At 60.1% G+C, this 24,937-nt stretch carries 23 protein-coding genes; 10 read left to right on the top strand and 13 right to left on the bottom strand.

Features of this window, described 5'->3' with window-relative positions:
• The first annotated feature begins 188 nt into the window (after positions 1–188).
• Positions 189–566 carry a glutamine synthetase gene (locus H8F23_RS21680; RefSeq protein ID WP_194935728.1) on the top strand — a complete coding sequence of 126 codons (378 nt, stop codon included), beginning with the start codon at positions 189–191 and terminating at the stop codon, positions 564–566.
• On the opposite strand, the gene H8F23_RS21675 is transcribed toward H8F23_RS21680, so the two are convergent.
• Entirely contained in the window at positions 563–1,765 is a 1,203-nt protein-coding gene (locus H8F23_RS21675) for an N-acetylmuramoyl-L-alanine amidase (protein ID WP_194935727.1), read from the bottom strand. The two genes, H8F23_RS21680 and H8F23_RS21675, sit on opposite strands and share 4 nt — an antisense overlap.
• A gap of 84 nt (positions 1,766–1,849) precedes the next feature.
• Here H8F23_RS21675 and folE2 point away from each other — a divergent pair, with 84 nt between their 5' ends.
• Genes folE2 through H8F23_RS21645 form a run of 6 tightly spaced genes read left to right on the top strand, consistent with a single transcriptional unit; the run spans position 1,850 to position 7,056 of the window.
• Complete coding sequence (gene folE2, locus H8F23_RS21670) at positions 1,850–2,746, top strand: GTP cyclohydrolase FolE2 (protein WP_194935726.1); 897 nt, start codon at positions 1,850–1,852, stop codon at positions 2,744–2,746.
• A complete protein-coding gene (locus H8F23_RS21665; RefSeq protein WP_194935725.1) occupies positions 2,743–3,411 on the top strand; it encodes a metal ABC transporter ATP-binding protein in 669 nt (222 codons plus the stop codon). The genes folE2 and H8F23_RS21665 overlap by 4 nt, the downstream gene beginning before the upstream one ends.
• Positions 3,411–4,277: a metal ABC transporter permease gene (locus tag H8F23_RS21660; RefSeq protein ID WP_194935724.1), complete on the top strand. Its 867-nt coding sequence runs from the start codon at positions 3,411–3,413 to the stop codon at positions 4,275–4,277. Before H8F23_RS21665 ends, H8F23_RS21660 begins: the two co-directional genes overlap by 1 nt.
• A gap of 11 nt (positions 4,278–4,288) precedes the next feature.
• Complete coding sequence (locus tag H8F23_RS21655) at positions 4,289–5,164, top strand: metal ABC transporter substrate-binding protein (protein WP_194935723.1); 876 nt, start codon at positions 4,289–4,291, stop codon at positions 5,162–5,164.
• Positions 5,161–5,721 carry a gamma carbonic anhydrase family protein gene (locus tag H8F23_RS21650; RefSeq protein WP_194935722.1) on the top strand — a complete coding sequence of 187 codons (561 nt, stop codon included), beginning with the start codon at positions 5,161–5,163 and terminating at the stop codon, positions 5,719–5,721. Before H8F23_RS21655 ends, H8F23_RS21650 begins: the two co-directional genes overlap by 4 nt.
• 3 nt (positions 5,722–5,724) lie before the next feature.
• On the top strand, positions 5,725–7,056 hold the full coding sequence (locus H8F23_RS21645; protein ID WP_194935721.1) for a dihydroorotase: 1,332 nt from the start codon (positions 5,725–5,727) through the stop codon (positions 7,054–7,056).
• A 50-nt stretch (positions 7,057–7,106) separates the two neighbouring features.
• Here H8F23_RS21645 and H8F23_RS21640 read toward each other — a convergent pair whose 3' ends face one another.
• Entirely contained in the window at positions 7,107–7,625 is a 519-nt protein-coding gene (locus H8F23_RS21640) for a DUF3617 domain-containing protein (protein ID WP_129386824.1), read from the bottom strand.
• 131 nt (positions 7,626–7,756) lie between these two features.
• Here H8F23_RS21640 and cls point away from each other — a divergent pair, with 131 nt between their 5' ends.
• A complete protein-coding gene (gene cls, locus H8F23_RS21635) occupies positions 7,757–9,196 on the top strand; it encodes a cardiolipin synthase (RefSeq protein ID WP_194935720.1) in 1,440 nt (479 codons plus the stop codon).
• Between the two features lie 35 nt (positions 9,197–9,231).
• On the opposite strand, the gene cfaB is transcribed toward cls, so the two are convergent.
• From cfaB to hflK (H8F23_RS21595), 8 genes are all read right to left on the bottom strand, one after another.
• On the bottom strand, positions 9,232–10,419 hold the full coding sequence (cfaB, locus tag H8F23_RS21630) for a C17 cyclopropane fatty acid synthase CfaB (protein ID WP_194935719.1): 1,188 nt from the start codon (positions 10,417–10,419) through the stop codon (positions 9,232–9,234).
• 84 nt (positions 10,420–10,503) lie between these two features.
• Entirely contained in the window at positions 10,504–11,292 is a 789-nt protein-coding gene (locus H8F23_RS21625) for an HvfC/BufC N-terminal domain-containing protein (RefSeq protein ID WP_194935718.1), read from the bottom strand.
• A complete protein-coding gene (bufB, locus tag H8F23_RS21620; protein WP_194935717.1) occupies positions 11,283–12,128 on the bottom strand; it encodes an MNIO family bufferin maturase in 846 nt (281 codons plus the stop codon). The genes H8F23_RS21625 and bufB overlap by 10 nt, the downstream gene beginning before the upstream one ends.
• Before the next feature lie 65 nt (positions 12,129–12,193).
• Positions 12,194–12,445 carry a BufA2 family periplasmic bufferin-type metallophore gene (gene bufA2, locus H8F23_RS21615; RefSeq protein ID WP_194935716.1) on the bottom strand — a complete coding sequence of 84 codons (252 nt, stop codon included), beginning with the start codon at positions 12,443–12,445 and terminating at the stop codon, positions 12,194–12,196.
• Between the two features lie 110 nt (positions 12,446–12,555).
• A complete protein-coding gene (locus H8F23_RS21610; protein ID WP_194935715.1) occupies positions 12,556–14,463 on the bottom strand; it encodes a heavy metal translocating P-type ATPase in 1,908 nt (635 codons plus the stop codon).
• Positions 14,460–15,509, bottom strand: a complete 1,050-nt coding sequence (hflK, locus tag H8F23_RS21605) for a protease modulator HflK (protein WP_194935714.1) — start codon at positions 15,507–15,509, stop codon at positions 14,460–14,462. The genes H8F23_RS21610 and hflK (H8F23_RS21605) overlap by 4 nt, the downstream gene beginning before the upstream one ends.
• Entirely contained in the window at positions 15,506–16,552 is a 1,047-nt protein-coding gene (hflC, locus tag H8F23_RS21600; RefSeq protein WP_194935713.1) for a protease modulator HflC, read from the bottom strand. Before hflC ends, hflK (H8F23_RS21605) begins: the two co-directional genes overlap by 4 nt.
• Positions 16,549–18,510 carry a protease modulator HflK gene (gene hflK / locus H8F23_RS21595; RefSeq protein ID WP_194935793.1) on the bottom strand — a complete coding sequence of 654 codons (1,962 nt, stop codon included), beginning with the start codon at positions 18,508–18,510 and terminating at the stop codon, positions 16,549–16,551. Before hflK (H8F23_RS21595) ends, hflC begins: the two co-directional genes overlap by 4 nt.
• A gap of 210 nt (positions 18,511–18,720) precedes the next feature.
• Here hflK (H8F23_RS21595) and lpdA point away from each other — a divergent pair, with 210 nt between their 5' ends.
• Positions 18,721–20,121 (top strand): dihydrolipoyl dehydrogenase, encoded by a 1,401-nt coding sequence (gene lpdA, locus H8F23_RS21590; protein WP_194935712.1) that lies wholly within the window; start codon positions 18,721–18,723, stop codon positions 20,119–20,121.
• A 130-nt stretch (positions 20,122–20,251) separates the two neighbouring features.
• On the opposite strand, the gene H8F23_RS21585 is transcribed toward lpdA, so the two are convergent.
• A complete protein-coding gene (locus tag H8F23_RS21585) occupies positions 20,252–20,725 on the bottom strand; it encodes an Lrp/AsnC family transcriptional regulator (protein ID WP_158955444.1) in 474 nt (157 codons plus the stop codon).
• Between the two features lie 144 nt (positions 20,726–20,869).
• On the opposite strand from H8F23_RS21585, the gene H8F23_RS21580 reads away from it, so the two are divergent.
• Positions 20,870–21,499, top strand: a complete 630-nt coding sequence (locus H8F23_RS21580; protein WP_194935711.1) for a LysE family translocator — start codon at positions 20,870–20,872, stop codon at positions 21,497–21,499.
• Here the strand turns inward: H8F23_RS21580 and H8F23_RS21575 are convergent.
• Positions 21,496–23,634, bottom strand: a complete 2,139-nt coding sequence (locus tag H8F23_RS21575) for a hypothetical protein (RefSeq protein WP_194935710.1) — start codon at positions 23,632–23,634, stop codon at positions 21,496–21,498. The genes H8F23_RS21580 and H8F23_RS21575 overlap by 4 nt on opposite strands.
• On the bottom strand, positions 23,621–24,805 hold the full coding sequence (locus H8F23_RS21570; protein WP_194935709.1) for a DUF3142 domain-containing protein: 1,185 nt from the start codon (positions 24,803–24,805) through the stop codon (positions 23,621–23,623). The genes H8F23_RS21575 and H8F23_RS21570 overlap by 14 nt, the downstream gene beginning before the upstream one ends.
• Positions 24,806–24,937: the final 132 nt, after the last annotated feature.

Raw genomic sequence — 24,937 nt, 5'->3', positions numbered from 1 at the left:
TTTACTTGCGCCTGGCGTTTTTGCGCTTCCCACGGGTGGATTACGTAGAAAACCAACGCCTTGAAATCGCGCTGCCCAAGCTTAATTCAGATTAATGTTATAGTATAACAACAAACAGAAACCAGTCTTCTCTTGCCTTGATCGACAAACAACAGGAAGCTTCGCCAATCCCGCACCCGGAAATCGCCATGAGAAATGCGCTGAAATGCTCGATGTTGAGCCTTGGGTTGTTGCTGGGCGGCAATGCCTGCGCGCAATTGCCGGCACTCGCCAGCTGCACACGCAGCGCCAACCTGCTGGCTTGTGTCGACGCCGATGGCAACGCTTATAGCGTCAACACCGCCGGCAACACGCTTTATCTGCGTGGGTTTGAGAAAAATGGCCGGCGTTATTGGGCGCAGACCAACAGCCGTTTCGGGCAATTGACGTTTTTCACAGGGATCGCCTCTGATGGCGAAGCCTGGGTTGGTTACACCCGACGTGTCGGCTGGACGACCATCAATCGTTTCTCCAGCTCGGGCGGCAGCAGCGCAAAATTCACCTGCAGCCGCATTACCGGCTGTTAAACCCGGGTGTTTTTCTGCGCCTGCTGCCAGGCAAGGTAGCTGTCGATGGGCGGATTCTTTGCAAAATAACGCTGCAACCCTTCAAACAAACCGTTGGCCACGGCCTGCTGATGTCGCGCAGTAACCAGCCGTTGACTGTCGCGCGCATTGGAAATGAAGCCTGTCTCCACCAGAATTGAAGGTACGTCTGGCGATTTCAGGACCGCGAATCCTGCCTGTTCCACACGCTTCTGATGCAGTGTAGTGATGCCGGCCAGACTGCCAAGTACCGTGCTGCCCAACTGCAGACTGGCCGCGATCGTCGCGTTCATCGACATGTCGAGAATCACCCCAGCCAGCATCGGATCCTTGTCTTTCAGGTTGAGCAGACTGGTGGCGCCGAGCAGATCCGCACCATTCTCGCGCTGCGCCATGAAGCGCGCCGTCGCCGATGTCGCACCGCCCTCAGACAGGCAATAGACCGACGCGCCGGAAGCAGTCAGACGCGGCGCTGCATCGGCATGCACTGAGATAAACATGTCCGCCTTATGCTGACGCGCGATCTCCACGCGTTTGCGCAACGGCACGAAAAAGTCGTCATTGCGCACCAGTTTTACATCGAAGCCCCTCTCTTTTTTCAGGCGTTTGGCGAGCAGTTGCGCAATGGAAAGCACCACATCCTTTTCCCTTTCGCCCTTGGCGCCGACAGCACCGGGATCCTTTCCGCCGTGCCCAGGGTCAACGACAACAATGATGTCTCGTCTGGGATGCGCTTTCAGCGCAGGTGTTTCACGTGGAACCATTGGCGTGTTTGGCGTTGATTTGGCGCTAACCAGATCCAGAACCAAGCGGTGGCCATGGCCGTCCTGCGGCGCCAAAAGGAAGCTGTTCAACAGCACCGGATTGCTCAGATCCAGAACAATCCGCGTGTCACCGTGACCAAAAGGCCCGAAGCGAATCGAACGAATCACCGTTCCATTTAGCGCGAGCTGACGGATATCTGCGCCCACGCTCGCACTGGACACATCAATTATCAGACGTTCCGGGGCCGTTAGCGTGAAGGTTTTATAGCGCACCGGGCCGCTTAGATCGAACACCAATCGCAGCTTTTCATCCGAGCGCCATAGGCGCGCATTACGAATTTGCGTAGCTGAAACACTGAAAGGGAGGGCAAGGGCCGCGCTGGCCAGGATTAGATTGAGCAAGTGGCGTCTGTGCATATGAAAGCCTGTTCATGAAAAAGGCGTCGTGATTTGAATTGTTATAATGTAACATCGAATTCAATCAACACGACGGTCCCGAACATGAATTCGATGACACTTCCGGATATCGCCGCGCAGGCCGCACGCCAAGCTTTGCCTCTCGAATGGGTGGGCATGCGCGGCATTGCGTTACCTGTTTTGTTAGAGGGTCAGCGCTTGAGCGCCAAGGCTGATGCGGGTGTCAGTCTTGATGATGGCGAGGCGCGTGGCATTCACATGTCGCGGCTGTATCTGGCCTTGGAAGCACTCGAACAGAAGAACCTGTCCCCAGCGCTACTGCATCAGGTGCTCAAGGATTTCCTGCAAAGCCACGAAGGTTTATCCAGCCGCGCCTACCTGAATATCCACACCGATTTGCTGCTAAAGAGGTCAGCACTGATCAGCCCATTGGCCGGCTGGAAGTCATATCCCGCGAGCATTTTCGCCAGCCTGATAAATGAAGTGTTCCACGTGGAACTCAAAATCGAAGTGCCCTACTCCTCAACTTGCCCTTGCTCAGCAGCCTTGGCGCGACAGTTGATCCAGCAGAAATTCATCGCCGACTTCGCCAACAAAGCTCTACAACACGCCGACGTTCTGGCATGGCTTGGCTCGACCCAAGGCATCCTTGCCACGCCTCACAGCCAACGCAGCACAGCACAATTGCACCTTCACCTCGACGACTTCATTGATGAGTTTCCTCTTAGCGTGATCATCAATGACGCTGAAGCTGCCCTCGGCACCGCCGTACAAACCGCCGTGAAACGCGCAGACGAACAAGCCTTCGCCCTCGCCAACGGGCAGAACCTGATGTTCTGCGAAGACGCAGCACGCCGTCTGAATCTGGCCCTGCGACGTACTCCCGGTATCAGCGCATTTCAACTGCGAGTGATCCACGCCGAAAGTCTGCACGCTCACGACGCCGTCGCCGAAAGCCATTGGCAGCGTGAGCAAGCATGATCCGCTGCCAATCCCTGAGTTGGGGTGCGCCCGGCCAACCACTGACCGTGCCCCTGGACCTTGAACTCGACAGCGGCAGCCTGACGGCGATCATCGGTGCCAACGGCTGTGGCAAAAGCAGCCTGCTAAAAGTGATCGCCGGGCTACAAAAGCCATTGGCAGGCAATGTCGGGCTGAGTGTCCCACGTCAAAGCGGGTTGTCCTTTCTGCCCCAGCAACAGCATCTGGACCGCCAATTCCCCATTAGCCTTGAAGATCTGGTCGCCGCCGGTTTCTGGGGACGCAGGCTATCGACTCAACTACGAAGCCAGCGCCTGAAAGACGCACTGGCGAACTGGCACCTGAGCGGACTCGAGCAACGCCCACTCATGGCCCTGTCCGGTGGCGAACTACAACGCGCCCTGCTCGCTCGACTGAGCCTGACCGACGCGCCCGTGCTGCTGCTCGACGAGCCCCACGCCGCACTCGATGAACTCGGTCAGCAGTTGCTCTGGCAGCACATCCACGCCTGGCACGGCGAAGGTCGGACACTGGTCGTGGTGTGTCACGACCTCGCTGCCGTACGCCAACACATCCCCAAAACGTTGCTGATCAAAAACCGCGACTGCCTGTTTGGTGCGAGCGCAGAACTCATTCAGCAAACACCTCACACGCAGGTGGCCTGATGCTCACCATCGCGCACCTCTGGCAACCATTTAATGAGTTCGTGTTCATGCGCCGCGCCCTGCTCGGCGGCCTGGTATTGGCGTGCAGCACCGCGCCACTCGGCGTGTTCTTGATCCTGCGAAGGATGAGCCTGATCGGTGATGCCGTGGCCCACGGTATTCTTCCCGGCGCGGCACTGGGTTTCTGGTTTGCCGGACTGAGCCTGCCCGCGCTAACGCTGGGAGGCTTGGGCGCCGGTTTGAGCATGGCTGGCCTCGCCGCCTGGATCACTCGTCGCACGGGCCTGCGCGAAGACGCCAGTCTCGCTGCGATCTATCCGATCTCGCTGGCCAGTGGCGTACTCATCCTCGGCATCGCCGGCAAACGCCTCGACCTGTTGCACCTGCTGTTCGGCTCAGCACTGGCCGTCGATGGTCCGACCCTCACCGGCATGTTGTGGGTTTCGGGATTCAGCCTGATCGCCATGGCGCTGATCTACAAACCGCTGCTGCTCGACACCCTCGATCCGTTGTTCTTGAGAACCGTCAGCCGCCTCGGCCCACTCGCCCATGGCATGTTCCTGACGCTGGTCGTACTCAATCTGGTGATCGGTTTCCAGGCCATCGGCGCGCTGATGGTGGTCGGCCTGATGATGCTTCCCGCTGCGGCTTCGCGATTCTGGAGCCGCCGGCTGCCGACCCTGATTGCCATCGCGGCCGTCATCGGTTGCCTCTCGGTCTGGTTCGGCTTGCTGCTGTCGTTCTACTACTCGTTGCCGAGCGGCCCGGCCATCGTGCTGATCGCTGGCCTTGGCTATCTGTTGTCCGTGGTGTTCGGGCCGGTTCACGGTCTGTTGCGCCGCCCGCCTTTGCTCACATCCCAATGAGGTGCTTCCCGATGCGCGCTCTACTCGTGCTGTTCAGCCTGATGCTGTCGATGTCATTGTCGGCGGCAGAAAAACTACCTGTGGTCACTAGTTTCAGCATTCTCGCCGACATGGTTCATCACGTCGGTGGTGAGCATATCCAGATCACCAATATGGTCGGCCCGGACACCGATGCGCATACTTACGAGCCGACACCGGATGATGCGAAAGCGCTGCTCAGCGCCAAACTGATCATCAAGAACGGTCTTGGTTTCGAGCCGTGGCTGGATCGCCTCGTGACCAGCACCGAGACCAAAGCCACGGTCATCAGTGCCAGTCACGGCGTGATCCCACGCTCGCTGGATGAAGACGGCGAAACCGTTCCCGACCCGCATGCCTGGCACAATCTGGCGAACGCCGAGTTGTACGTCGCCAATATCACCAAAGCATTAATCGCTGCGGATCCCGCAAACAAAGCCGACTACGAACGCAACAGCAAAACCTACCTGAAGCAGATCTACGCCCTGCTCGCCGAAGCCAAAGCCAAACTCGGTGCGCTGCCACCGGGCAACCGCAAGATCGTTACCAGCCATGATGCTTTCGGTTATCTCGGTCAGGCTTACGGTATCGACTTCATGGCACCGCAAGGCCTGTCCACCGAACGCGAACCCTCGGCCGCCGAAGTCGCTGCGCTGATCACCCAGATTCGTCAGGCCCACGTCAAAGCGGTGTTCATGGAAAACATCAAGGACGCACGCCTGCTCAAACAGATCGCTGACGAAAGCGGCGCGCATATTGGCGGTACGCTCTACTCCGATGCCCTCGCCGCCAGCGGCCCGGCCAGCACTTTCACCGGTCTGTTCGAATACAACCTCAACACTCTTTACGACGCACTGAGCCAACCATGATCCGCAAGAATCCTTCAGGTGATTTGCCCCACATTGCCGAATCGGCCTACGTCGATAAAACCGCGATCATCTGCGGCAAAGTGGTGATCGGCGAGAACGTCTTCGTCGGCCCCTACGCAGTCATTCGCGCCGACGAAGTGGACGCCTCAGGCGAGATGGAGCCGATCACCATCGGCGCCAATTCGAATATCCAGGACGGCGTGGTCATCCATTCAAAATCCGGCGCGGCAGTGACCATCGGTGAGCACAGTTCCATCGCCCACCGCTCGATCGTGCACGGCCCCTGCGTCGTCGGCGATCGAGTGTTCATCGGTTTCAACAGCGTCCTGTTCAACTGCGTCGTCGGCAACGGTTGTGTGGTGCGGCACAACTCGGTGGTCGACGGTCGGGATTTGCCGGACGCCTTCTATGTGCCCTCGACGACTCGCATCGGCCCGAACACCGACCTCTCGCAATTTCCACCGGTGAGCGTCAGCGCCTCGGAGTTTTCCGAAGACGTGGCGCGCACCAACGTCGACCTGGTGCGCGGCTACAAAGCCTTGCAGAACGAGTTCTGAACCATGAGCAGCGTGCTGATTCGCAACGCAAGGCTGGTCAACGAAGGACGCGAGTTCGACGGCGATCTGTTGGTCAGCAACGGGCGCATCGTCAAGATTGCTCGCAGCATCGAAGGCGAAAACGCCAAGGTGGAAATCGACGCGAATGGTCAATGGTTGCTGCCGGGGATGATCGATGACCAAGTGCATTTTCGTGAGCCCGGTGCGCCAACCAAGGGCAGCATTCATAGCGAATCTCGTGCGGCGGTCGCCGGTGGCATCACCAGTTTCATGGACATGCCTAACACCCAACCGGCCACCCTTACCCTCGACGCACTGGCGGATAAAAAGCGCCGGGCAGCGATCAGCTCGGTGGCCAATTACGGCTTTCACTTTGGCGTGAGTCAGGACAACCTAGACACGGTGGCAGCACTCAATCCCTGCGAAGTGGCAGGCGTGAAAGTGTTCATGGGCGCCTCGACCGGCAACATGCTGGTGGATGATCGGCAAACTCTTGAGCGACTGTTCGCTGAGGTGCCAACGATCCTGTTGGCCCACTGCGAACACACCCCGAGTATCGACGCGAATGCGGCCAATCTGCGTGAGCTGTTCGGCGAACGAATCCCGCCCGCTGCTCACCCGCTCATCCGCAATGCCGAGGCGTGTTATCGCTCCTCTTCACTGGCGGTCCAGTTAGCCAAACGTCACGGCACGCGCCTGCATGTTTTGCACCTGACCACGGCGCGTGAACTGGCGTTGTTCGAGGACAAACCGCTGGCGCAAAAACACATCACGGCGGAAGTTTGCCTGCACCATTTGCTGTTTGATGATCGCGACTATCCCCACCTCGGCAACCTGATCAAATGCAATCCGGCGATCAAGACCCAATCCGATCGCGATGCACTACGCGCGGCACTGAACAGCAATCGACTCGATGTGATCGGCAGTGACCATGCACCGCATACCTGGGCTGAAAAACAGCGACCTTATGCGCAGGCACCTGCGGGTTTGCCATTGGTGCAGCACGCGTTACCGGCACTGCTGGAGTTGGTGGCGGACGATGTGCTGCCAATCACTACGCTGGTGGCGAAGACCAGCCACAGAGTCGCGGATCTTTTTGCGATTCCCGATCGTGGGTATCTACGTGAGGGCTACTGGGCGGATCTGGTGTTGGTTGAGCCGCAAGCCCTGGAGGTTAATCGGCAACCCATTCTGTCGCAGTGCGGATGGACGCCGTTTGCCGGGCGCAGCTTTCGGCATCGGGTGAATGCGACGATGGTGTCGGGGCAGATTGCCTGGCGGGAGGGTCGGGTGAACGAGGGATGTCGGGGGCTGGCGCTGAGGTTTATGCGCTGAATACGAAGACGCTTTCGCGAGCAGGACGAATCGTCCTGCTCGCGAAGCTTTTAAGCTCTTGGTTTAACGCTGCCGCAGTCTTGACCCAACCACACCGCGCGGGTTTCCAGACTGCCCTTCTGATTGATCCCGATCGCATTGAACGTGCCGTTGGCCACGGTGGTGAATTCACGATCACTGAGGAACGTCGCCACACCGGTACCCTGCGCTTTCGGGCAACTGAAACGGAATTTCCACTGGTTGCCCGTGCGATCGGTAATCTGCTGTTTGCAGCCCGATTGCGGGTCGGCCAATGGAATATCGTTGGTCGCCACCTGCTCCGGCGTCAGACAGGCACGAATGCCTTTGCCGCCGATATTGATCCCGTTCTTCTCCAGCGCAGCACGCTGTTGCGGGGTCATCTGGCCTTGCAACTGGCCGAGGATCGATTGCACATCCATCGGCTGGTCATCGACCTTGACGTTGCTCGATGTCATTTCCCACAGCCCCGGCTGCAGCATCTGCGCCTGCGCAACCACCGGCAATGCCAAACCCAGGCCCAGCGCCAAACCCAGCAGACGAACGTTCATCGAAAAACTCCTGATCAGTAGTGGCCGTTAGACGTCGGCCGATTGCTTCGGTTCATGCACCAATTAAATAGCGACATTCGCGGCAGAACATGGTCTGTTAAGCATTGAATCTTCCGGAGCAAGGCTGCCCCATGGATTATTTTGGACCGCACATTTTCGGTTATCTGATCGCCCTGATACACACCCTCGGCCTGATCGCCGCAATTCACGCGGTGCTCACCGTGCGCACGGCTCAAGGCTCGATCGCCTGGGCATTGTCGCTGATCTTCATTCCCTATCTCACGCTAATTCCGTACCTGGTGTTCGGGCGCAGCACCTTTGATGGTTACATCCAGGCACGACGCCAGGCCAACGAACAGATGCGTCAGGCCATCTCCGAGTTGAACTGGCGTCCGTGGGTGGAAGAAGCGCTGACTGCACGCGCCTCGAATGCCTATGCCTCGTTACGTGCGATGCCCAAACTCGGGCGCATGCCCTGTCTGGCGAATAACGAAGTGCAATTACTGGTCAACGGTGCAGCCACGTTCGAGGCGATTTTCCACGCCATCGATCAAGCCAGAGAAGCCGTGCTGATTCAGTTTTTCATCATCCACGATGATCGGCTCGGTCAGGGTTTGCGTGATCTGCTACTGAAGAAGGCCGCTGAAGGCGTATCCATCCATCTGCTTTACGACCGCATCGGCAGCCATGCCCTGCCCCACAGCTATGTGCAGACGTTGCGTGATGGCGGCGTCGAGGTCAAAGCCTTCGCCACACGCAGTGGCTGGCTCAATCGCTTTCAGGTCAACTTCCGTAATCACCGCAAGATCGTCGTGGTCGATGGAGTGGTCGGGTTTGTCGGCGGACATAACGTTGGCGATGAATACATGGGTGAAAAACCACCGCTGGCACCGTGGCGCGATACGCATGTGAAGGTACGTGGCCCGGTGGTCGCGTGCATGCAGGAATCCTTTGCCGAAGACTGGTTCTGGGCTGCGCGCGCACTGCCGCCACTGATCCTGCCTGACGAGTACCCGGATGACGGCGTGCTCTGCCAATTGCTCGCCAGCGGCCCGGCGGATGCCTACGAAACCTGCTCGTTGTTCTTTGTCGAAGCGATCCACGCGGCGACCGAACGGGTGTGGATCACCAGCCCGTATTTCATTCCGGACGAAGCGGTATTCGCCGCACTGAGGCTGGCCGTATTGCGTGGCGTCGACGTGCGATTGCTGCTGCCGTCGCGTCCCGATCACCGCATCGTTTACGCTGCTTCCAGTCTCTACGCCTTTGAAGCCGTGAGGGCCGGCGTGCGGGTATTCCGCTACGAACCCGGTTTCCTGCATCAGAAAGTGGTGTTGATCGACAGCGAGATCAGCGCGATCGGCAGCGCCAATCTGGACAACCGTTCGTTCCGGCTGAATTTCGAAGTGATGCTACTAACCGTCGACAGTGACTTCGCCGCCAGCGTGGAGAACATGCTCAGCGCCGATTTCGCGCAAGCCTACGAGGTCGCCAAAGAAGAAAGCCGGGAGATCCACCGCCTGCAACAGGTCGGCATGCGGATCGCCCGGCTTATTTCACCGATTCTATGAAAGCCCTCACCGATAATAAAAGGACTGCTTAGCGATTAAGGGTTGTAGATATCGTCGCGTGTCCACGGCAGTTCATGGCTGCCATCCGCATGCGCCTTCACCGCGAGGATCTGGTGCAGATTGATCCAGCCGCGCGCAAACGCATAAGCGCAGCCGGCCAGGTACAGACGCCAGATACGCAGCGCTTGATCCGGCACCAGTTTGCTAGCGGCTTCCAGGTTGTCCTCCAGCCGCTCGCTCCAGTGGTCCAGCGTGCGCGCGTAGTGCAGGCGCAGGCTTTCGACGTCGACAATCTCCAGACCGGCTTCGCTGATCTCGGCCGATATCATCGCCAGGTGCGGTAATTCGCCGTTGGGGAAGACGTATTTCTCAATGAAATCCCCGGCACCGCGTCCCACCGGACGGCCGTCGGTGTGCTTGGCGGTGATGCCATGGTTCAGCACCAGCCCGCCCTCCTTCACCGCACCGAACAGGGTTTTGCAGTACTCGGCAAGATTGGCATGGCCAACGTGTTCGAACATGCCGACGCTGACTACCTTGTCGAAACGCCCGTCCTGAGGCAGATCGCGATAGTCGAGCAATTGCAGTTCGACCTGCTCTTCCAGGCCTTCGGCTTTGACCCGCTCGCGGGCCAGTTTCAGCTGTTCCTTGCTCAGGGTGATGCCGAACACTTTTGCACCGAACTCCCGCGCGGCATACCTGGCCAGCCCGCCCCAGCCGCAACCGACATCCAGCAGATAGTCACCGGGCTGCAAACGCAGCTTGCGGCAAAGGTGGCGGAATTTGGCTTGTTGCGCCTGCTCGAGGGATTCGCTGCCAGTTTCAAAATACGCGCAGGAGTAGACCATGTCGCTGTCCAGCCAGAGCTGGTAGAACGCATTCGACAGGTCGTAATGGTAGGAAATGGCTTTGGCGTCGGTTTCCTTGTCGTGCAAGGTACGCACTGGCTGGCTGTCACCATCTTCGCCGAGCAACGCGTTGCTCAATTCGTCGCAGACCCGGATGACCTCGCTGATCGAGCCCTCCAGCTCCAGCTTGCCTTCGACAAACGCCGCCCCAAGCGCGTCGAGGCTTGGATGGGTGAACTGGGTAACCATCGTCGGGTCCTTGACCACGATGGTGACGCTGGGCGCCGGCCCCAGATTGAACTCATGGCCATCCCAGAGTCGCAGGCGCAGCGGAAGCTGCAGATTCTGTAAGGCCGGTGGAAGTTGCGCGAGCATGGAAAATCCCCCTTGTTTCAGACGTCAGATCTGAGGGTAGACCATCCCGAAAAAATAGCAGGCTATCGATTTGATTAACCTTGTCTATCGTTGCAGACGCTCCAGCAAACCATCCTGTATCCACTGTTTCAACCAGGTAACCGCTTGAAGTGGCGCGCCCTCACCATAAGTGACTGCCAACTCGGCGCACAGTTCGGCGAAATTCCAGCCATCGTTGAGTATGCCCTTGAGAGCTGAGGCTTCGGCTGGATCCAGGCTGCGGTAACTGCAGATCAACTGGTTTCGCCAGATCAGACAGACCTGTGGGATTTCGAGCGGCGCGCTTTCAGGGAATTGCGCTTCTTCCTTTACCGAGCGCCATAAAGAAAGGCTGTTGAAGTGGCACGCCAGCCGTTGCATGGACGGCACCGCTCTGACGCGTAATTCGGGCCACTCCTCCGGAGTCAAAGCCGCCATGGCCTCAATTGTCAGCGACTCAGCGGCAGGTGCATCGAAAGCCAGGGTGAAGGCCCATTCGAGCGCAATCAGCTCGGCCAGCGGCGCGCTCTGTTCCGGCACCAGATGCTCGCGGACGAAGCCTTCGAAGCCTTTGCCCAACCAGCGCAGGCTGAAGTGCGCAGACGGATACCGATGGATGTAAGCCATTGCGAGGCGGTCGAATTCCTCATCGCCCAGCCAGTGCAGGGTCGCCGGAAAGTCATTGCGCAACACCTCCAGCAAACGCGCCTTGTAAGCGTTGTGGTAGATCGCCAGTCCCGTGCCGACATCCAGTGTCGGGCCACCGACCAGGCTCTCGCTCAACGTCGGATCCGCGTTGGGGTCTTCTTCGAGCAGAAACGCTTCAAACGCCAGTTGCCACTCTTTCAGGAGCATGACTGCCTCCGCGCCAGAACCTTGTTCCCGAGCTGACGGGCCGTTTGCAGTTCATCAAGCAGCGCTTCGAGGGGCGGAAAATGATCGTCGCGTTCCAGCAACGTGGCCACCGGGCCGAAATGTTCGAGTGTGCGTTGATAGAGCGCCCAGACCGGATCGCTCACCGGATGGTCGTGGGTGTCGATCACGTAATCGCCGTAATCGCTGTGCCCCGCCAGATGCAGTTGGCGGACTTTATCAATGGGCAGGCTGCTGATGAAGGCCCACGGATCGAAGCCATGATTACGTGAACTGACGTAGACATTGTTCACATCCAGCAGTAATTCGCAGCCGCTCACATGGCTGAGCAAAGCGAGAAACTCCCACTCGGTGAATTCGTCCGAGGCGCCGCGCACGTAACTTGAGACGTTTTCCAGCACCAACGGGCGCTGCAGAATGTCCTGAACCTGCATCACCCGAGCAGCAATGTGGACCAGGCTTTCTTCGGTGTAAGGCAACGGCAGCAAATCGTGTAGCTGATGGGCATTGCCGCGGCTCCAGCACAGGTGATCAGAGATCCATGCCGGTCGGACGCGTTCGGCCAATTGTTTGAGTTGTTTGAGGTAGTCAGGATCGAGGGCATGCGGCCCGCCGATGGACAACGATACGCCGTGCATCACCAACGGATAGCGTTCGGCGAAGGCATCGAGGTAATACAGAGCCTTGCCGCCCTGCACCATGAAGTTTTCCGAGACCACTTCGAACCAGTCGACATCCGGCGACTGCTCAAGGATCTGTTGATAATAAGCGCTGCGTAAACCCAGGCCGTAACCCAGAAAAGGAGGAGAAACAGACATGTGCGAACTCCTGATAAAAAGTGGCCGCAGTGGCGCAAACCACTGCGGCAACACTTGCCGGTCAGTTATTCGCCGACCTTGCCACCGGCTTTTTCGCAAGCCGCCTGAGTCATCGCCTTGAAGCCCTGACCTTTGCAGGCGCCCATGCCTTTGCAGGCGTGGTCTTTGGTTTTGCAGTCGTTCTGGCCTTTGCAAGCGGTCACGCCGTAGCAATGAACCTGGGCATCGGTAGCCATCGCATTAGTGGCAACACCGGCAAACATTGTGGCGGCAGCCAAAGCGAGAGCGGCACCAGCAGCAGCGGTCTTGATGGTCATTTTTCTTATCCTCGGTAATCGTCAGGGGTGTCGGCTGGAAGGTTGTTCAGTCCCGACATAGCACTAGAGAGAGCGGCCCCGACGGCGTTACAGAGGATCGAAAAATAATTTCAAAAGTCTTTCTCGAGCTTGAGCAACGGCTCCTGAAAGCGCAGCAAGCGCCCGGCATTCCCGAGGACCAGCAACGTGCTGAGGTTGTGCAGCAGCGCGGCGATCATCGCCCCGGCGGCACCCAGCCAACCGAAAGCGGCAAACACGACAATGGCCAGCGTCCAGCCCAGGCCGATGATCACATTGACCTGCAACGTCCTGCGGCACTGGCGGCTGAGCCGCACACATGTACCGAGACGGCGCAGGTCACTGCCGATCAACACGATGTCGGCTGAGGCCAGCGCGATGTCCGCTCCGCCCGCGCCCATCGCTACACCGACCACGCCCGCCTTCAGTGCGAGGGAGTCGTTGATACCGTCACCGACCACCATAGGCCGGAAACCATTGTTGATTTCCTTGAGTACGTGATTGAGTTTGTCCTCGGGCAGGGCTTGGGCTTGCACCTCATGCAAGCCGACCTCGCTGGCCAGCGATTGCGCCACGCTTTGGCGATCGCCGGTCAGCAGCAATTGCCGGCCAAGACCCAACTCGCGCAATTCGTCGAGGGCAAAACGAGCTTCCGGTTTAACCGTGTCGGCGAGCAACAACCAAGCGAGGAATGCACCGTTCAATGCCAACCCGGCGATGGGACCGTCGTGATCGGGAACCGTCGTCGTGGTGATGCCCAGTTGCGCGAACAACTCCGGTCGGCCCAACGCGGCTTCGCCTTGCGCGGTCATGGCCACCACGCCGAGGCCCTGACGTTCGTGGATATCACTGAGTGCCAAACATTCTTCCTGACTGACCAACCCTGCGAGCGCACGACTGACCGGATGACTGCTTGCCGCGCCAAGGCTGGCGGCAAGCGCGATGATCACGGATGACTCTGCGCGCGGATTATTGATCGACTGCAGGCGCAGGGTGCCGAAAGTCAGGGTGCCGGTCTTGTCGACCACCAGCGAAGTCAGGTCGGCCAGTTCTTCAAGGAACGCCGAACTGCGGATCAGAATGCCGTGGCGTGCGGCCACCGCCACACCGGCAATCGCCGTGGCCGGAGCCGACAGCACCAACGCACACGGACAAGCGGCGACCAATACCGCAAGCATCGCTTGCGCATCGTGAGTGATAAACCAGGTCACTGCCGCCAGCAGCAAGACCAGCACCATATAGCTGCCAGCGTAACGTTCGAGCAACCGGGTGATTGGCGGTTTCGAGCGCTCGGCGTTCTGCATCAACGCGATGACCTTGCCCAGCGTCGACTCGCCACCGGTGCGCGTCACTTCAATACGCAACAGACCGTCAAGGTTGATCGCACCGCCGAACACCGACATGCCGACACCCGCCTCGACCGGCACCGATTCACCGGTAATCGATGCAGTGTCGAGACTGGCCTGACCTGACAACACTCGACCATCGGCGGGAATCCGATCACCGGCGCGCACTTCAACGGTGTCGCCGGCTTTCAACGTGCCGTTGTCCACTTCGATGATCGAGCCGTCAGGCTGAACCTTGCGCGCATGGCTGCGCGTCAGTTGGCCAAGGGCATGGATCGCCTCTTGCGAGCCGATGACGCTGCGCTCCTCCAGCACGTGGCCAAAGATCATGATGATCGGCAGCAGCGCGGCCGTCAGCAAGTCACCAGTCGCCCAGGCACCGAGCATAGCCAGGGCAATCAGTTGATCGGTGATGCCGTGCAAGCTCGGATAGCGCAGGCTGTACCACGCCGAGCGCATCACCGGTACGGCGACCAATAAAGAAGCAACACCCAACAGCAACTGACTGACACCGGTTTGCTCGGGCATCTGCCAGCGCCAGATCAAACCCAGACCAAGCAGGCCCAACGCAAGCATGGCCAAGGTCAGTTGCCGTGCAGCGCGGCGTTGTTCGGCCGAGGACAACAGGCTCGGTGCGGCGGTGGTCGCAGTCATTTACTGGCTCCCTGAATAATCAGACGGGAATCGTCTTTCGGGTCGACCGTGGTCACCGATCCGGCTTGGCCGAGTATTTTCGGCATGCGCTCGCGGTACAGGCGCAGAAGCATTTGCGGGTCGGTAGTGTTGGCCAGACTCGACACCGTGGCCGTGTCGGCTGAGGCTTTGGCCAAGCGCTCGCCAGCCTGCGCGTGAGCGACTTGTAGCGTGCGGTCGGCCTGTTCGTTGGCGGTCTGGGTGAGTTTCTCGGCGTCGGTGCGTGCATTGGCCACAGCTTTGTCGGCCTGTTGACTGGCGGTCAGCACCGCGTTGAAAGCACTGACCGCTGGATCGGGCAGACTCGATTGCACATCCACCCGCGCCACTTCGATGCCGATGCCCTGCCCGCTTGCCTTCAACTCGGCCAAGCGTTTGTTGATGCCTTGCACCAGATCGCCACGCAGTTTTTCCCGACGTTCCGCGGCTTGATTATCAGCACCGATCAACTCCGGTCGAGCGACCAGAATGGTGTCCAGATCGCGTGCAGCCGTCAGCGCCACCGCGCTGCGCGTCACCAGACGATCCAGCGCCGGCAAGACATGCTCGCCCTGCAACACGAAGTCGTAAGGGTCAGTGACTTTGTAGAACACCCGCACATCCAGTTGCACCACGCCGGCATCACCGGTCAATAAATAACCGGATCCGGCCAGCGCATCACTCAGGGGGGTGGCAAAGGAAGCGACCCGATCGGCCTTCAGCGCCTCATCACTGCGCAACAGATTCTCGACACGACGCTCGATCACCCGATCGGCTGCCGGCAGCAAAATCACTTGTTCGAATGGCTGCGGCCAGGCCAATAGCAGACCGGCATTCTGGATGCGATCAAGCGCGCCGAAATGCAACACCACTGCGCGATTCTGCGGATCAATCTGCCGCACATTGGAAAACACCCAGGCCAATGCCGCCAGGAGCGTCACCGCGTACAAGGCAAAAAATGCCAAACGCCCAGCCTGAATCCACGGACTGTTCAGCGCATGTGTTCCACGTGGAACTTCTTCATTCATGGCTGCGGTCCGGTTTTGCTGTCGAGTGTCGGCGGGCCGTCGACCAATACTCGAAATGGCGCGGCGTCGGTACGCAGAATCAGTTTGGTGTCCGGCGTAACAATGGTGCCGAGAGTGTCCAGCGAACGCAGCAAATTGTAGAGCTGCGGTGAGCTGGCGTAAGCACGGCCATAAATCTGCGCCGCCTCGACACGAGACTGCGCTTCGATTTCTACCGCTTTTACCGTGGCGTCAGCCTGCACAATTCGCGCATCGCGCTCAGCTGCAGAACGGATTTGCGCGGCCTCGCGTTTGCCGATGGCCGTACGTTCAGTGGCAATGGTTTCACGCTCGGCGCGCATGCGATCGACCGTGGCAGTGAGCGTCACCGACGGCAAAGTCAAACGCTCGATGCCGACTTGCACAACCCGCACGCCATACGTCGCGAGTAATTGCTGATCGATCTGCTGGCGCAACTGCGCTTCGAAATCGGCGATACGCACCTGACTGGCATCGGTGTTCACCAGATTCGCCAGATCAAAACTGCTCGCGGTGGTTTCCAGCGCCGAGCCGACAAAGGTACGAATCTGCCGTGCCGCTTCGTCCGGCTGATTCTGCACCGCACGCATGAAACGCTGCACATTGTCCGCATCGCCCTGCACCTGCCACGCCACGTAGGCCTGGACAATGATGCGCAAGCCGTCACGGGTGCCGACATCCTGCAAACCACTGGACGTCGTGCGCAAACGCAGGTCGACCGGAATCGCCGCCTCGAACGGCGCTGGCCAACGCCAGCTCAAACCCGGATCAAGCAACACCCGCGCAGGGTTACCAAAACGCGTGATGACCGTGGCCTCGCCCGAGCGCACTTGCACCAGGCTTGCCGCCGCGATGGCGAACGCCACCAGCAATAGGGCCCAACTCATGCGTCGCCACGGAAAAGGCCCTGCCTCTTCCGGCGCACCGTGGTGATGGTGATGATGCCCATGATGATGGTGATGTCCGCCGTGGCCATGATCGTGGCCGCTGTGATCATGCGGTTCGTGAGTATGCGACTGGCTCAATGGGCGACTCCTGGTTGAGCGGTGGTACGCGCGGGCGTCGGGTCAGCCGGCAGCGTGAAAGTCCGCAAGTCGATGGTCGGCGCATTGCTGCTGCCCCCGAGACGATGGTCGAGTACCAGCAACTTGGCCTTGCTCAGCCCCTGGCTGAGCTGACCGAGGTATTGCTCCAGCACGAAAGCTTGGCCGGCACTGGCGTAAGCTTTTTGTTCGGCGCTGAATTTCAGATCCGCCGCCTGCGCAGTAGCATTGATTTCCCGGGCATTGGCGCTGGCCTGATCGCGAGCCAGGCTGGCCTGCAATTGCGCTTGATTACTCGCTTCAGCTGCCGCGCCACGCTCGCGGGAGATCAATGCCTGCGCGCCGATCTGCGCGGCTTGAACGCTGTGATAGGCATTGGCAGCACCGGCCGGCGGGTGAATGGCTTCGACGACCGTGGCGAGAATCTCCACGCCACTGTTGAGTGTTTGCAGATCACGCTGCACCGCGCGACCAATCTCATCGCCCAGCCCTACCCGGTCTTGACCGAGTAAACCGTCCAGCGTGCGCGAGGCAAAGTCGTGCACCAGAATCCGGCTGGCGGTGCTGCGAATCAGCGTTGGCACATCGGCGCTGTTATACGTCGCCGCCAGTGCGGCCTGATCGCTGAGGCCGATGCGATAGACGAAGCGCACATCCATGTTGACGATCTGAAAGCTCTGCTGATCGCCACGGCTGCTGGCGATCACTTGCGATTTGTCGTTGACGTGGCTGGCGTCCCACAAACGGTTGGCGGTCATCGGTGCCGGACCCTCAGCAGGGTTGGCTTGCAGCGGGACCGGGTTTTCGCCGACGCTGGTGGCCAGTTCATGCACCACGCCGTTTTCGATGATCCGCACCCGCCCCAGCGGCCAAGGTAAGCCGCTGTGCAAACCTGGACCGAATACCTGCACCGGTTTGCCAAAGCGCTCATAAATGCCGCGTCCCTGTAGCGGAATTTCATGGATCCCGGTGAGCAACCAACCCACTGCGGCTACTAGCACCAGCACCGGTAGAAAAGCACGGCGCATGTAGCTGAACGCCCAGATCTGGCGCAGATCGATGCCAAAACGGTTGTGCAATTCATGCTGCAACGCGAGTAAAGGTTGTGGCGGCCAGCGCAGCATCTCTGCGACAAAACTGCGCGCCAGCAGGCGCGGCTCAAGCTGCTCGCGACGAGGGCTGAACACTGACAGAACGGCGCGCAATAACAACTCGATCGCGACCAATCCCGGCAAGATGCCGATCAAGACAGCGACGCGAACTGGCCACACCGCATTCTCGCCGGCGAACAACAAACAGAGTGCGCCCAGCACCAGGCTGATGATCGCCACACGGGTCAGTTGCGCGAGGGAAACCGCTTCGGGCCATTGCGCCGGGTTTTCCTGGGCCAGTTGCCGCTCCAGCACCAGCAGACCGAACGCCAGCAACAATGCCAACGCTGCGCCCACCGTTGCCGATAAACCCACCGCAGCGGCCGGCAACGTCAGGTTCCACACCTGCTCGATGCTCAGAACCGTCAGCAGCGCCCAGCCTCCCAACCACAGCGTCGCCGCGCCGATCTGGCCAAGCAGATGCAGACCGCGCTGACTCAAGCGATCCAGCAGCCGCTCATACCACCCTTGCGGCGCGGGTTGTTCCTCCACGGCAAGCGGCGCCAGCGCAACAGGATTGATCACCCGCGCACGCCATCGCGTCACCCACCACGCCGATTGCAGCCCGGCAACCAGCACCAGCAGCGCGGCGCTCTGATTGACCAGCAGCGCCAGCCACAATGACTGCGGGGCAAACAACCCGACAAAGAACGCCAGCACCCACCCTGCCCCGGCCAGTCCGCCGAGGCCGATCGCCCAGCGGCGCAGACGCCGGCTCTGCACGGCCGCCTGTTGAAAACGCGGCAGTGCGGCCACTTGCGTGCCATCCACTTCCAGATCGACTTGCATATCACCCCAATTCATTAGCCCACACCGCATATCGTTACGATATAACGAAAAGCGTGAAATATTCGTACACAATTACGCTTATTCAAAGATGCCCAACCTGTCGCTTGGCTGAAGCCTTGACCGAAATGTCCGCGAACGCACATATTACGTTCGTAATTTTTATCCGAAACTACCTTTAGCGATCTCCATCCATCCATCAGGAGCAAGCACATGAGCAACTATGACGTGGTGATTCTGGGCGGCGGCCCCGGTGGTTATAACGCGGCGATCCGCGCCGGCCAGTTGGGCCTCAGGGCCGCTTGCGTCGAAGGCCGGACAACCCTCGGCGGCACCTGCCTGAACGTTGGTTGCATGCCGTCCAAAGCCTTACTGCATGCATCAGAGCTTTACGATGCGGCGATGGGTGCGGAATTCGCCAACCTCGGCATCGAGGTCAAACCGACGCTAAACCTTGTGCAAATGATGAAACAGAAAGACGAAAGCGTGGCCGGCCTGACCAAAGGTATCGAATTTCTGTTTCGCAAGAACAAGGTCGACTGGATCAAGGGCTGGGGCCATATCGACGGCCCCGGCAAGGTTACGGTGACCGACGATCAGGGCGGCAAAGTCGAACTGACCGCCAAGGACATCATCATCGCCACCGGTTCCGAGCCCACTCCCCTGCCCGGTGTCGAGATCGACAACAAACGTATCCTTGATTCGACCGGTGCGCTTTCCCTGAGTGAAGTGCCCAAACACCTGGTGGTGATCGGTGCCGGTGTGATCGGTCTGGAGTTGGGCTCGGTGTGGCGGCGGCTCGGCGCGCAGGTCACCGTGGTCGAATACCTCGACCGCATCTGCCCTGGCGTCGATGGCGAGGCAGGCAAAACCCTGCAACGCTCGCTGAGCAAACAAGGCATCGCGTTCAAGTTGAGTTCAAAAGTCACCAGCGCCACCGCCTCCGCCAACGGTGTGCAACTCAGCGTCGAGCCGGCCGCTGGCGGTACGGCCGAGTTGCTGGAAGCCGATTACGTGCTGGTGGCCATCGGTCGTCGCCCGTACACCCAGGGCCTCGGTCTGGAGAACGTCGGCCTGAGCACCGACAAACGCGGCATGCTTGCCAACAAACAGCATCGCACCGAAGCGGCAGGGGTCTGGGTGATCGGCGATGTGACCTCCGGGCCGATGCTCGCGCACAAGGCTGAAGACGAAGCGATGGCCTGCGTCGAGCAGATCCATGGCAAGGCCGGCGAGGTCAATTACGACCTGATCCCCAACGTGATCTACACCAAACCGGAACTGGCCAGCGTCGGCAAAACCGAAGAACAGCTCAAGGCTGAAGGACGCGCCTACAAGGTCGGCAAATTCCCCTTCACCGCCAACAGCCGGGCGAAGATCAACCACGAGACCGAGGGGTTTGCCAAAGTCATCGCCGACGAGCGCACCGATGAAGTCCTCGGCGTGCACCTGGTCGGTCCGAGCGTGAGTGAAATGATTGGCGAATTTTGCGTGGCGATGGAGTTCAGTGCTTCGGCGGAGGACATTGCGTTGACGTGCCATCCGCATCCAACGCGGTCAGAGGCGTTGCGCCAGGCGGCGATGAATGTCGAGGGGATGGCGACACAGATGTAAGCAAAAAAGTATCTGGTGACTGGGCGTCTGCTATCGCGAGCAGGCTCACTCCTACAGTTGATCGCGTTTGTTCAGAAGCACCGCGATCAGTGTAGGAGTGAGCCTGCTCGCGATTGGGGACAACTCGGTCTCAGGCAGGAAGATGCCCCAGCGGCAACGCCCCCGGCGTCTTCACCGTGTGAATCGCAAAGTTGCTGCGGATGTCACTCACCCCCGGCAGCTTCAACAGGCAGCCGCTGAGAAAACGGTCATATGCGCGCAAATCCGGCACCACCACTTGCAGCAAAAAGTCCGACTCCCCCGACACCAGAAACGCAGAAATCACTTCCGGCAACGCCGTCACCGCAGCATAAAACGCCTCGGCCTGTGCATCGTTGTGACGCTCGACCTTGACCCCGACAAACACCGTCAGACCCAGCCCGACTTCATCGCGATCGAGATTGGCCTGATAACCGCGAATCACCCCGGCCTCCTCGAGCATCCGCACCCGACGCAGACACGGTGAGGCCGACAAGCCGATTTCGTCAGCCAGCTCGACATTGCTCAGGCGTCCGTTGCGTTGCAGCGCCGCGAGAATCTTGCGGTCGAAGGCGTCGAGTTTCATGGTTGGCAGATCCTGATAGTCCGGGCGTTGAAAACCAGCAGATTATGCCAAAGCAGCAGGCTTTTGAAGCGGACTACGCAAGCACCTGCCTCACCTTTCGGCCCTAGACTTGGCGCACCGAATCGACAACGAAAGGACTGCAACATGGCGAGTCTCTGGCTGTTCTTCCTGGCATTGGCGGTGGTCTATCTGTTGCCCGGCCCGGACATGATCCTGCTGCTGCAAACCGGCGCTCGGCAGGGACGCGGCGCGGCGCTGGCCACCGCTGTCGGTCTGGGCATCGCCCGTGGTTGTCACGTGGCCCTGGCGGCGTTGGGGCTGGCGGCGTTGTTCAAAGCGGCGCCGTGGACGTTCGAGGTGGTGCGATTGGCGGGGGCAGCGTATCTGCTGTGGATCGGCATTCAATGCCTGCGCAGCACCCTGCTGCCGAACCTGAATACCGGTGAAGCTGTCGACGCACACGGGCAATGGCGCGAAGCCGTCCGACGCGGTTTGCTGACCAACCTGCTCAACCCCAAAGCGCTGCTGTTCTGCTCGGTGTTGCTGCCGCAGTTCATCGTCAATGACGGCGTGGCGGTACTAAGCCAGTTCGCCGTGCTGGGCATGCTGCTAGTCGGTGTCGGCCTGCTGTTCGACAGCGCCTACGCCCTCACCGGCGCCGCGCTGGGTCGTTGGCTGCAACACAGTCCAACGGCCCAACGCGTACAACAATGGTTGTTCGGCAGCTTGCTGATCGGTTTCGCCGTGCGCCTGACCTTCGTCCAGCAAGCTTAGCCTTTACGGACCTTGCGCTGGCGACGACTGATCAACAGCAACGCAGCACCGGCGACCAGTACAGCCGCGCCGATCTGCACCGGCCACTTGTACGGCCGCAGCGATGAACGCACAGCATCCGTGACCTGGGTGACGTAACGCTTGTCGGCGTTTTCGAAGTCCGGGTACGGGCACTGATTGCCGAAATCCACCGCCCACGGGACAAACGGACCTTCCTTGATGTAACGCTGATACAGCGCGCTTTGATCTTCCAGGCTGCTGTTCCAGCCAGCGGCGTTGCACAGCACAGCGGCAAACGCCTGACTGGTGTGCGGCAGGTTGTCAGCGGCGCGTCCGGCCAGCTCGGTGGCGACGAAACGGTAGTGATAGCGCTGATCCGGTTTCGCTTCGCTGGCGACCTGACGTTGCACTTCGGCTTCGCTCACCAGCGGACCGACTTTCAGCTCGGTACTTTCCAGGCTGTAGTTGCCACCGAACGTGGCGTAGTCCGGCGCCATCTCGTAACCGAGAATATCCATGCCCCACTCGCGGGCTGTCCACGCCGCGTTGTACAAGGCACTGGCGCGCTTGGTCGGCCACCACGCGGCATCAGCCTTCAGCCGTTGTTCGCCGTAGAGGCGAGCCTTGTTTTGCAGGTCGGGATTGTCGAAATAAGCCACCGCGTCGGCGTAGTGCCCTTCGCGCAACAAGCGTCGACCGAGCAGATTGCGCAGGCTGGCGGCGACCGACAGCGGCACGTAGTTGTCACGCTCCGGCTGGGTCAATGCTGGCGGCGCCGGCACGTTTTCATCGACGTAGCGTTTCAGTTCCTCAACCGTCAGCACACGTTCGGCCACGGTCGCAGCGTCGAACCAATAGGTGCTGTTGCTGCGATACAACTGCACGAAGGCTTGCAGGTATTCGCCGCGCTGCAAGGCGAGAATCGCGCTTTCGCCCTCGACCCGGCACTTCGGCTGAACGGCTTCATACGCCCAGTCCGGCGTGCGCCGGTAACCCCAGTCTTCGCTCTGCGGGAAGGCCTGCGCGGCTTTCGAATAGGCGGCGGCCGCGGCATTTTTATCGCCGTCTCGCACCGCCAGTTTCGCCCGTAGCCACCACGCCAATCCACCGTCGCCGGCGTTCTCGAGAAAAGCCTTGGCCCCAGCGTAATCGCCCTGTTGATAACTCATTGCCGCCAGACGATCAGCATTGTCGAGGCTGCCACGGGTGCTGTTTTGCAGCAGCTTGACCAGTTTCTTCTCGTTCGGCGGCTCATCGCCAAACGACCAGCCTTGGCGGCTGACCAGCGATGCCGTGACCAGTTGCTGCACGGCTTTGTGTTGCAGCAGCTCGGCCAGTTCGGCCTCGGGCAACTCCGCCAGTTCATTCATCAATTGTTTGAGCGAGGTGTAACCCACGGCCGAACCGTGCAGATTCTGTGCTTCATACAATTCGATGGCGCCGCTCCAGTCGCCCGCCGAGCGCAGCACCCGTGCCTCTTCACCAAGGCTGGCAACACCCAACTCCAGCGGATCGCTGAAACCGTCGATGCTCAGTTGCCGGGCCTGGCGGAACGCATCACGCGATTGTTCCAGCGCCTCGACCGCATCCCCGCCTTCGCTGCTCATCGCGAACCAGGTACGGCCCATCGAATACGCCGCCCACGTGCTGCGCAACGGACGCTGATCTGCCGGCAGCGCCAGCAGCTTGTTGAAATACGCGACCGCGAGTTGATGATCGCCTGTGGCAAACGCCACCGCACCGGCCACGTACAAACGGATTTCCGTCGGCAGACTGGCGCCCTGCACCTCGACCTGACGCGCATCGGTCAGGCCACGCAGTTGTTTGACCAACGCTTGCTGCTCGGCGCTCAGTCCGGCCTGCTCGGCCTTCTCCCGTGCCTCGGCGGCCGCGTTTTCCTCGCCGTACATATCGTTCGGATTGTGCGTTGCCGCGGTGACATTCTTCAGCCCGGCGATGGCTTTGCCGAGGCGACCGAGTTCGAAGTTGAAGTTGCCCTCAGGCAGATCCGCGAGGGTTTGCCCGCGATTGTCGAGCAGGCGCATGGGGAAATCCGGTCCGCAGGCCAGCGCCGAACCCAGCGGCAGGCAGAGGCTCAGGCAGAGCAGATGGCGGGGCCAGTTACGGGTCAACATGCGAACCTCCTTGATCAATATTGGCGCAACGCGCCCAACCGATGGCGCGCTGCCCACCCGCCGGCAAACGGCCGTCGCGCAGGCGGGTGAAGGTAAGCAGATCCGGGCCTTGTTGCAACGAGTAACCGGCGAGCGCATCGGCGCCTTCGCAGCTTTGTGCCTTCAGCGTGATTCGCGCTGGCCAGGCACTATCGAGGTTGCCGGCGTTGTCGAGTTTGATGTCGTAGAGACCGTCGTGTTCGCTGAGCGTCACATCGAGCTGACTGTTAAGTTGATCGCCACGGGCGACCGCGCGCAGGGTGGTCAGGCTCCAGGCACGGCGGTCATTGGCCAGCGGCAGGCGAAACCAGATCAGCCCGGCCAGATGCGCCGGCGGGTCTTCGCGCAAGGCCTTGCCGAGTTGGCTCAGTTGCAACGGATCAGCCAGCAACTCGCGGCGCTCACCACCCCGTTCAAGTTGCACCTCGCTCTCCACCACCGGCGCCCCGCCGTCATCGGGCAACAGCGCGACACCGTAGGCCGGCAGCGCCAGATAGAACGGTTTGTCCGTGATACGCGCCCAGGCTTTGGCCCACGTCAAGGCTTGATCAGGATCGAACAAACCCCGGCGCGGATCGCTGACGGCGTGGACTTGCAGCACGCTGCTGTCGACGGTTTGCAGGAGTGTTGGCAATTCTGCGCTGTCGAGCCAGGCTGGCAGTGCAGTGATACTCAGCGCTTGTGAACTCGGCAATGCCGCACGCAGATGCTGGAGGAATTGCGCGTACGCCGGCAGACGCGCATTACCCGCGTCGTGATCGATCTCGACACCGCTCAGCGTCAGACCTTGCGCCTGCCAATCGGCAAGCACCTGCAGAATCTGCGCGGTGACCTGATCCTGATCCAGCGACTTGAGCTGGCCGTCGAGACGAATCACCGCAATCAACGGACGACCATCGGCTTTCAGTAAGTGCGCATCGATCCGCGCCCGACTCCATCCCGCGTTCGGAAAGGCCTGCAGCGCCAGCACGCGCAGCGTCGAGAAGTCTTGGCGACTGTCACGCAACGCCGTCTCATGGGCCGGCGTCCATTGCCGTTGCCAGATGTAGAGTTGTTGGTCGAGGGCTGGCGCGTCCTGCTGCTTGCAAGCAGACAACACCATCAAAGCAAACAGACCGATAATAAACCGCATACCTTCCAGATCCCTGACACCACCAGGCTGCAAGGTTACACAAATCCATGTGGGAGCGAGCTTGCTCGCGAAAAGGCTGTGTCAGTCGCAGGGCTTTCGGCTAATACACCGCCTTCGCGAGCAAGCTCGCTC

Source organism: Pseudomonas neuropathica, assembly GCF_015461835.1.
GTDB classification, from domain to species: domain Bacteria; phylum Pseudomonadota; class Gammaproteobacteria; order Pseudomonadales; family Pseudomonadaceae; genus Aquipseudomonas; species Aquipseudomonas neuropathica.
This window is presented reverse-complemented; position numbering and strand designations above follow the sequence as displayed.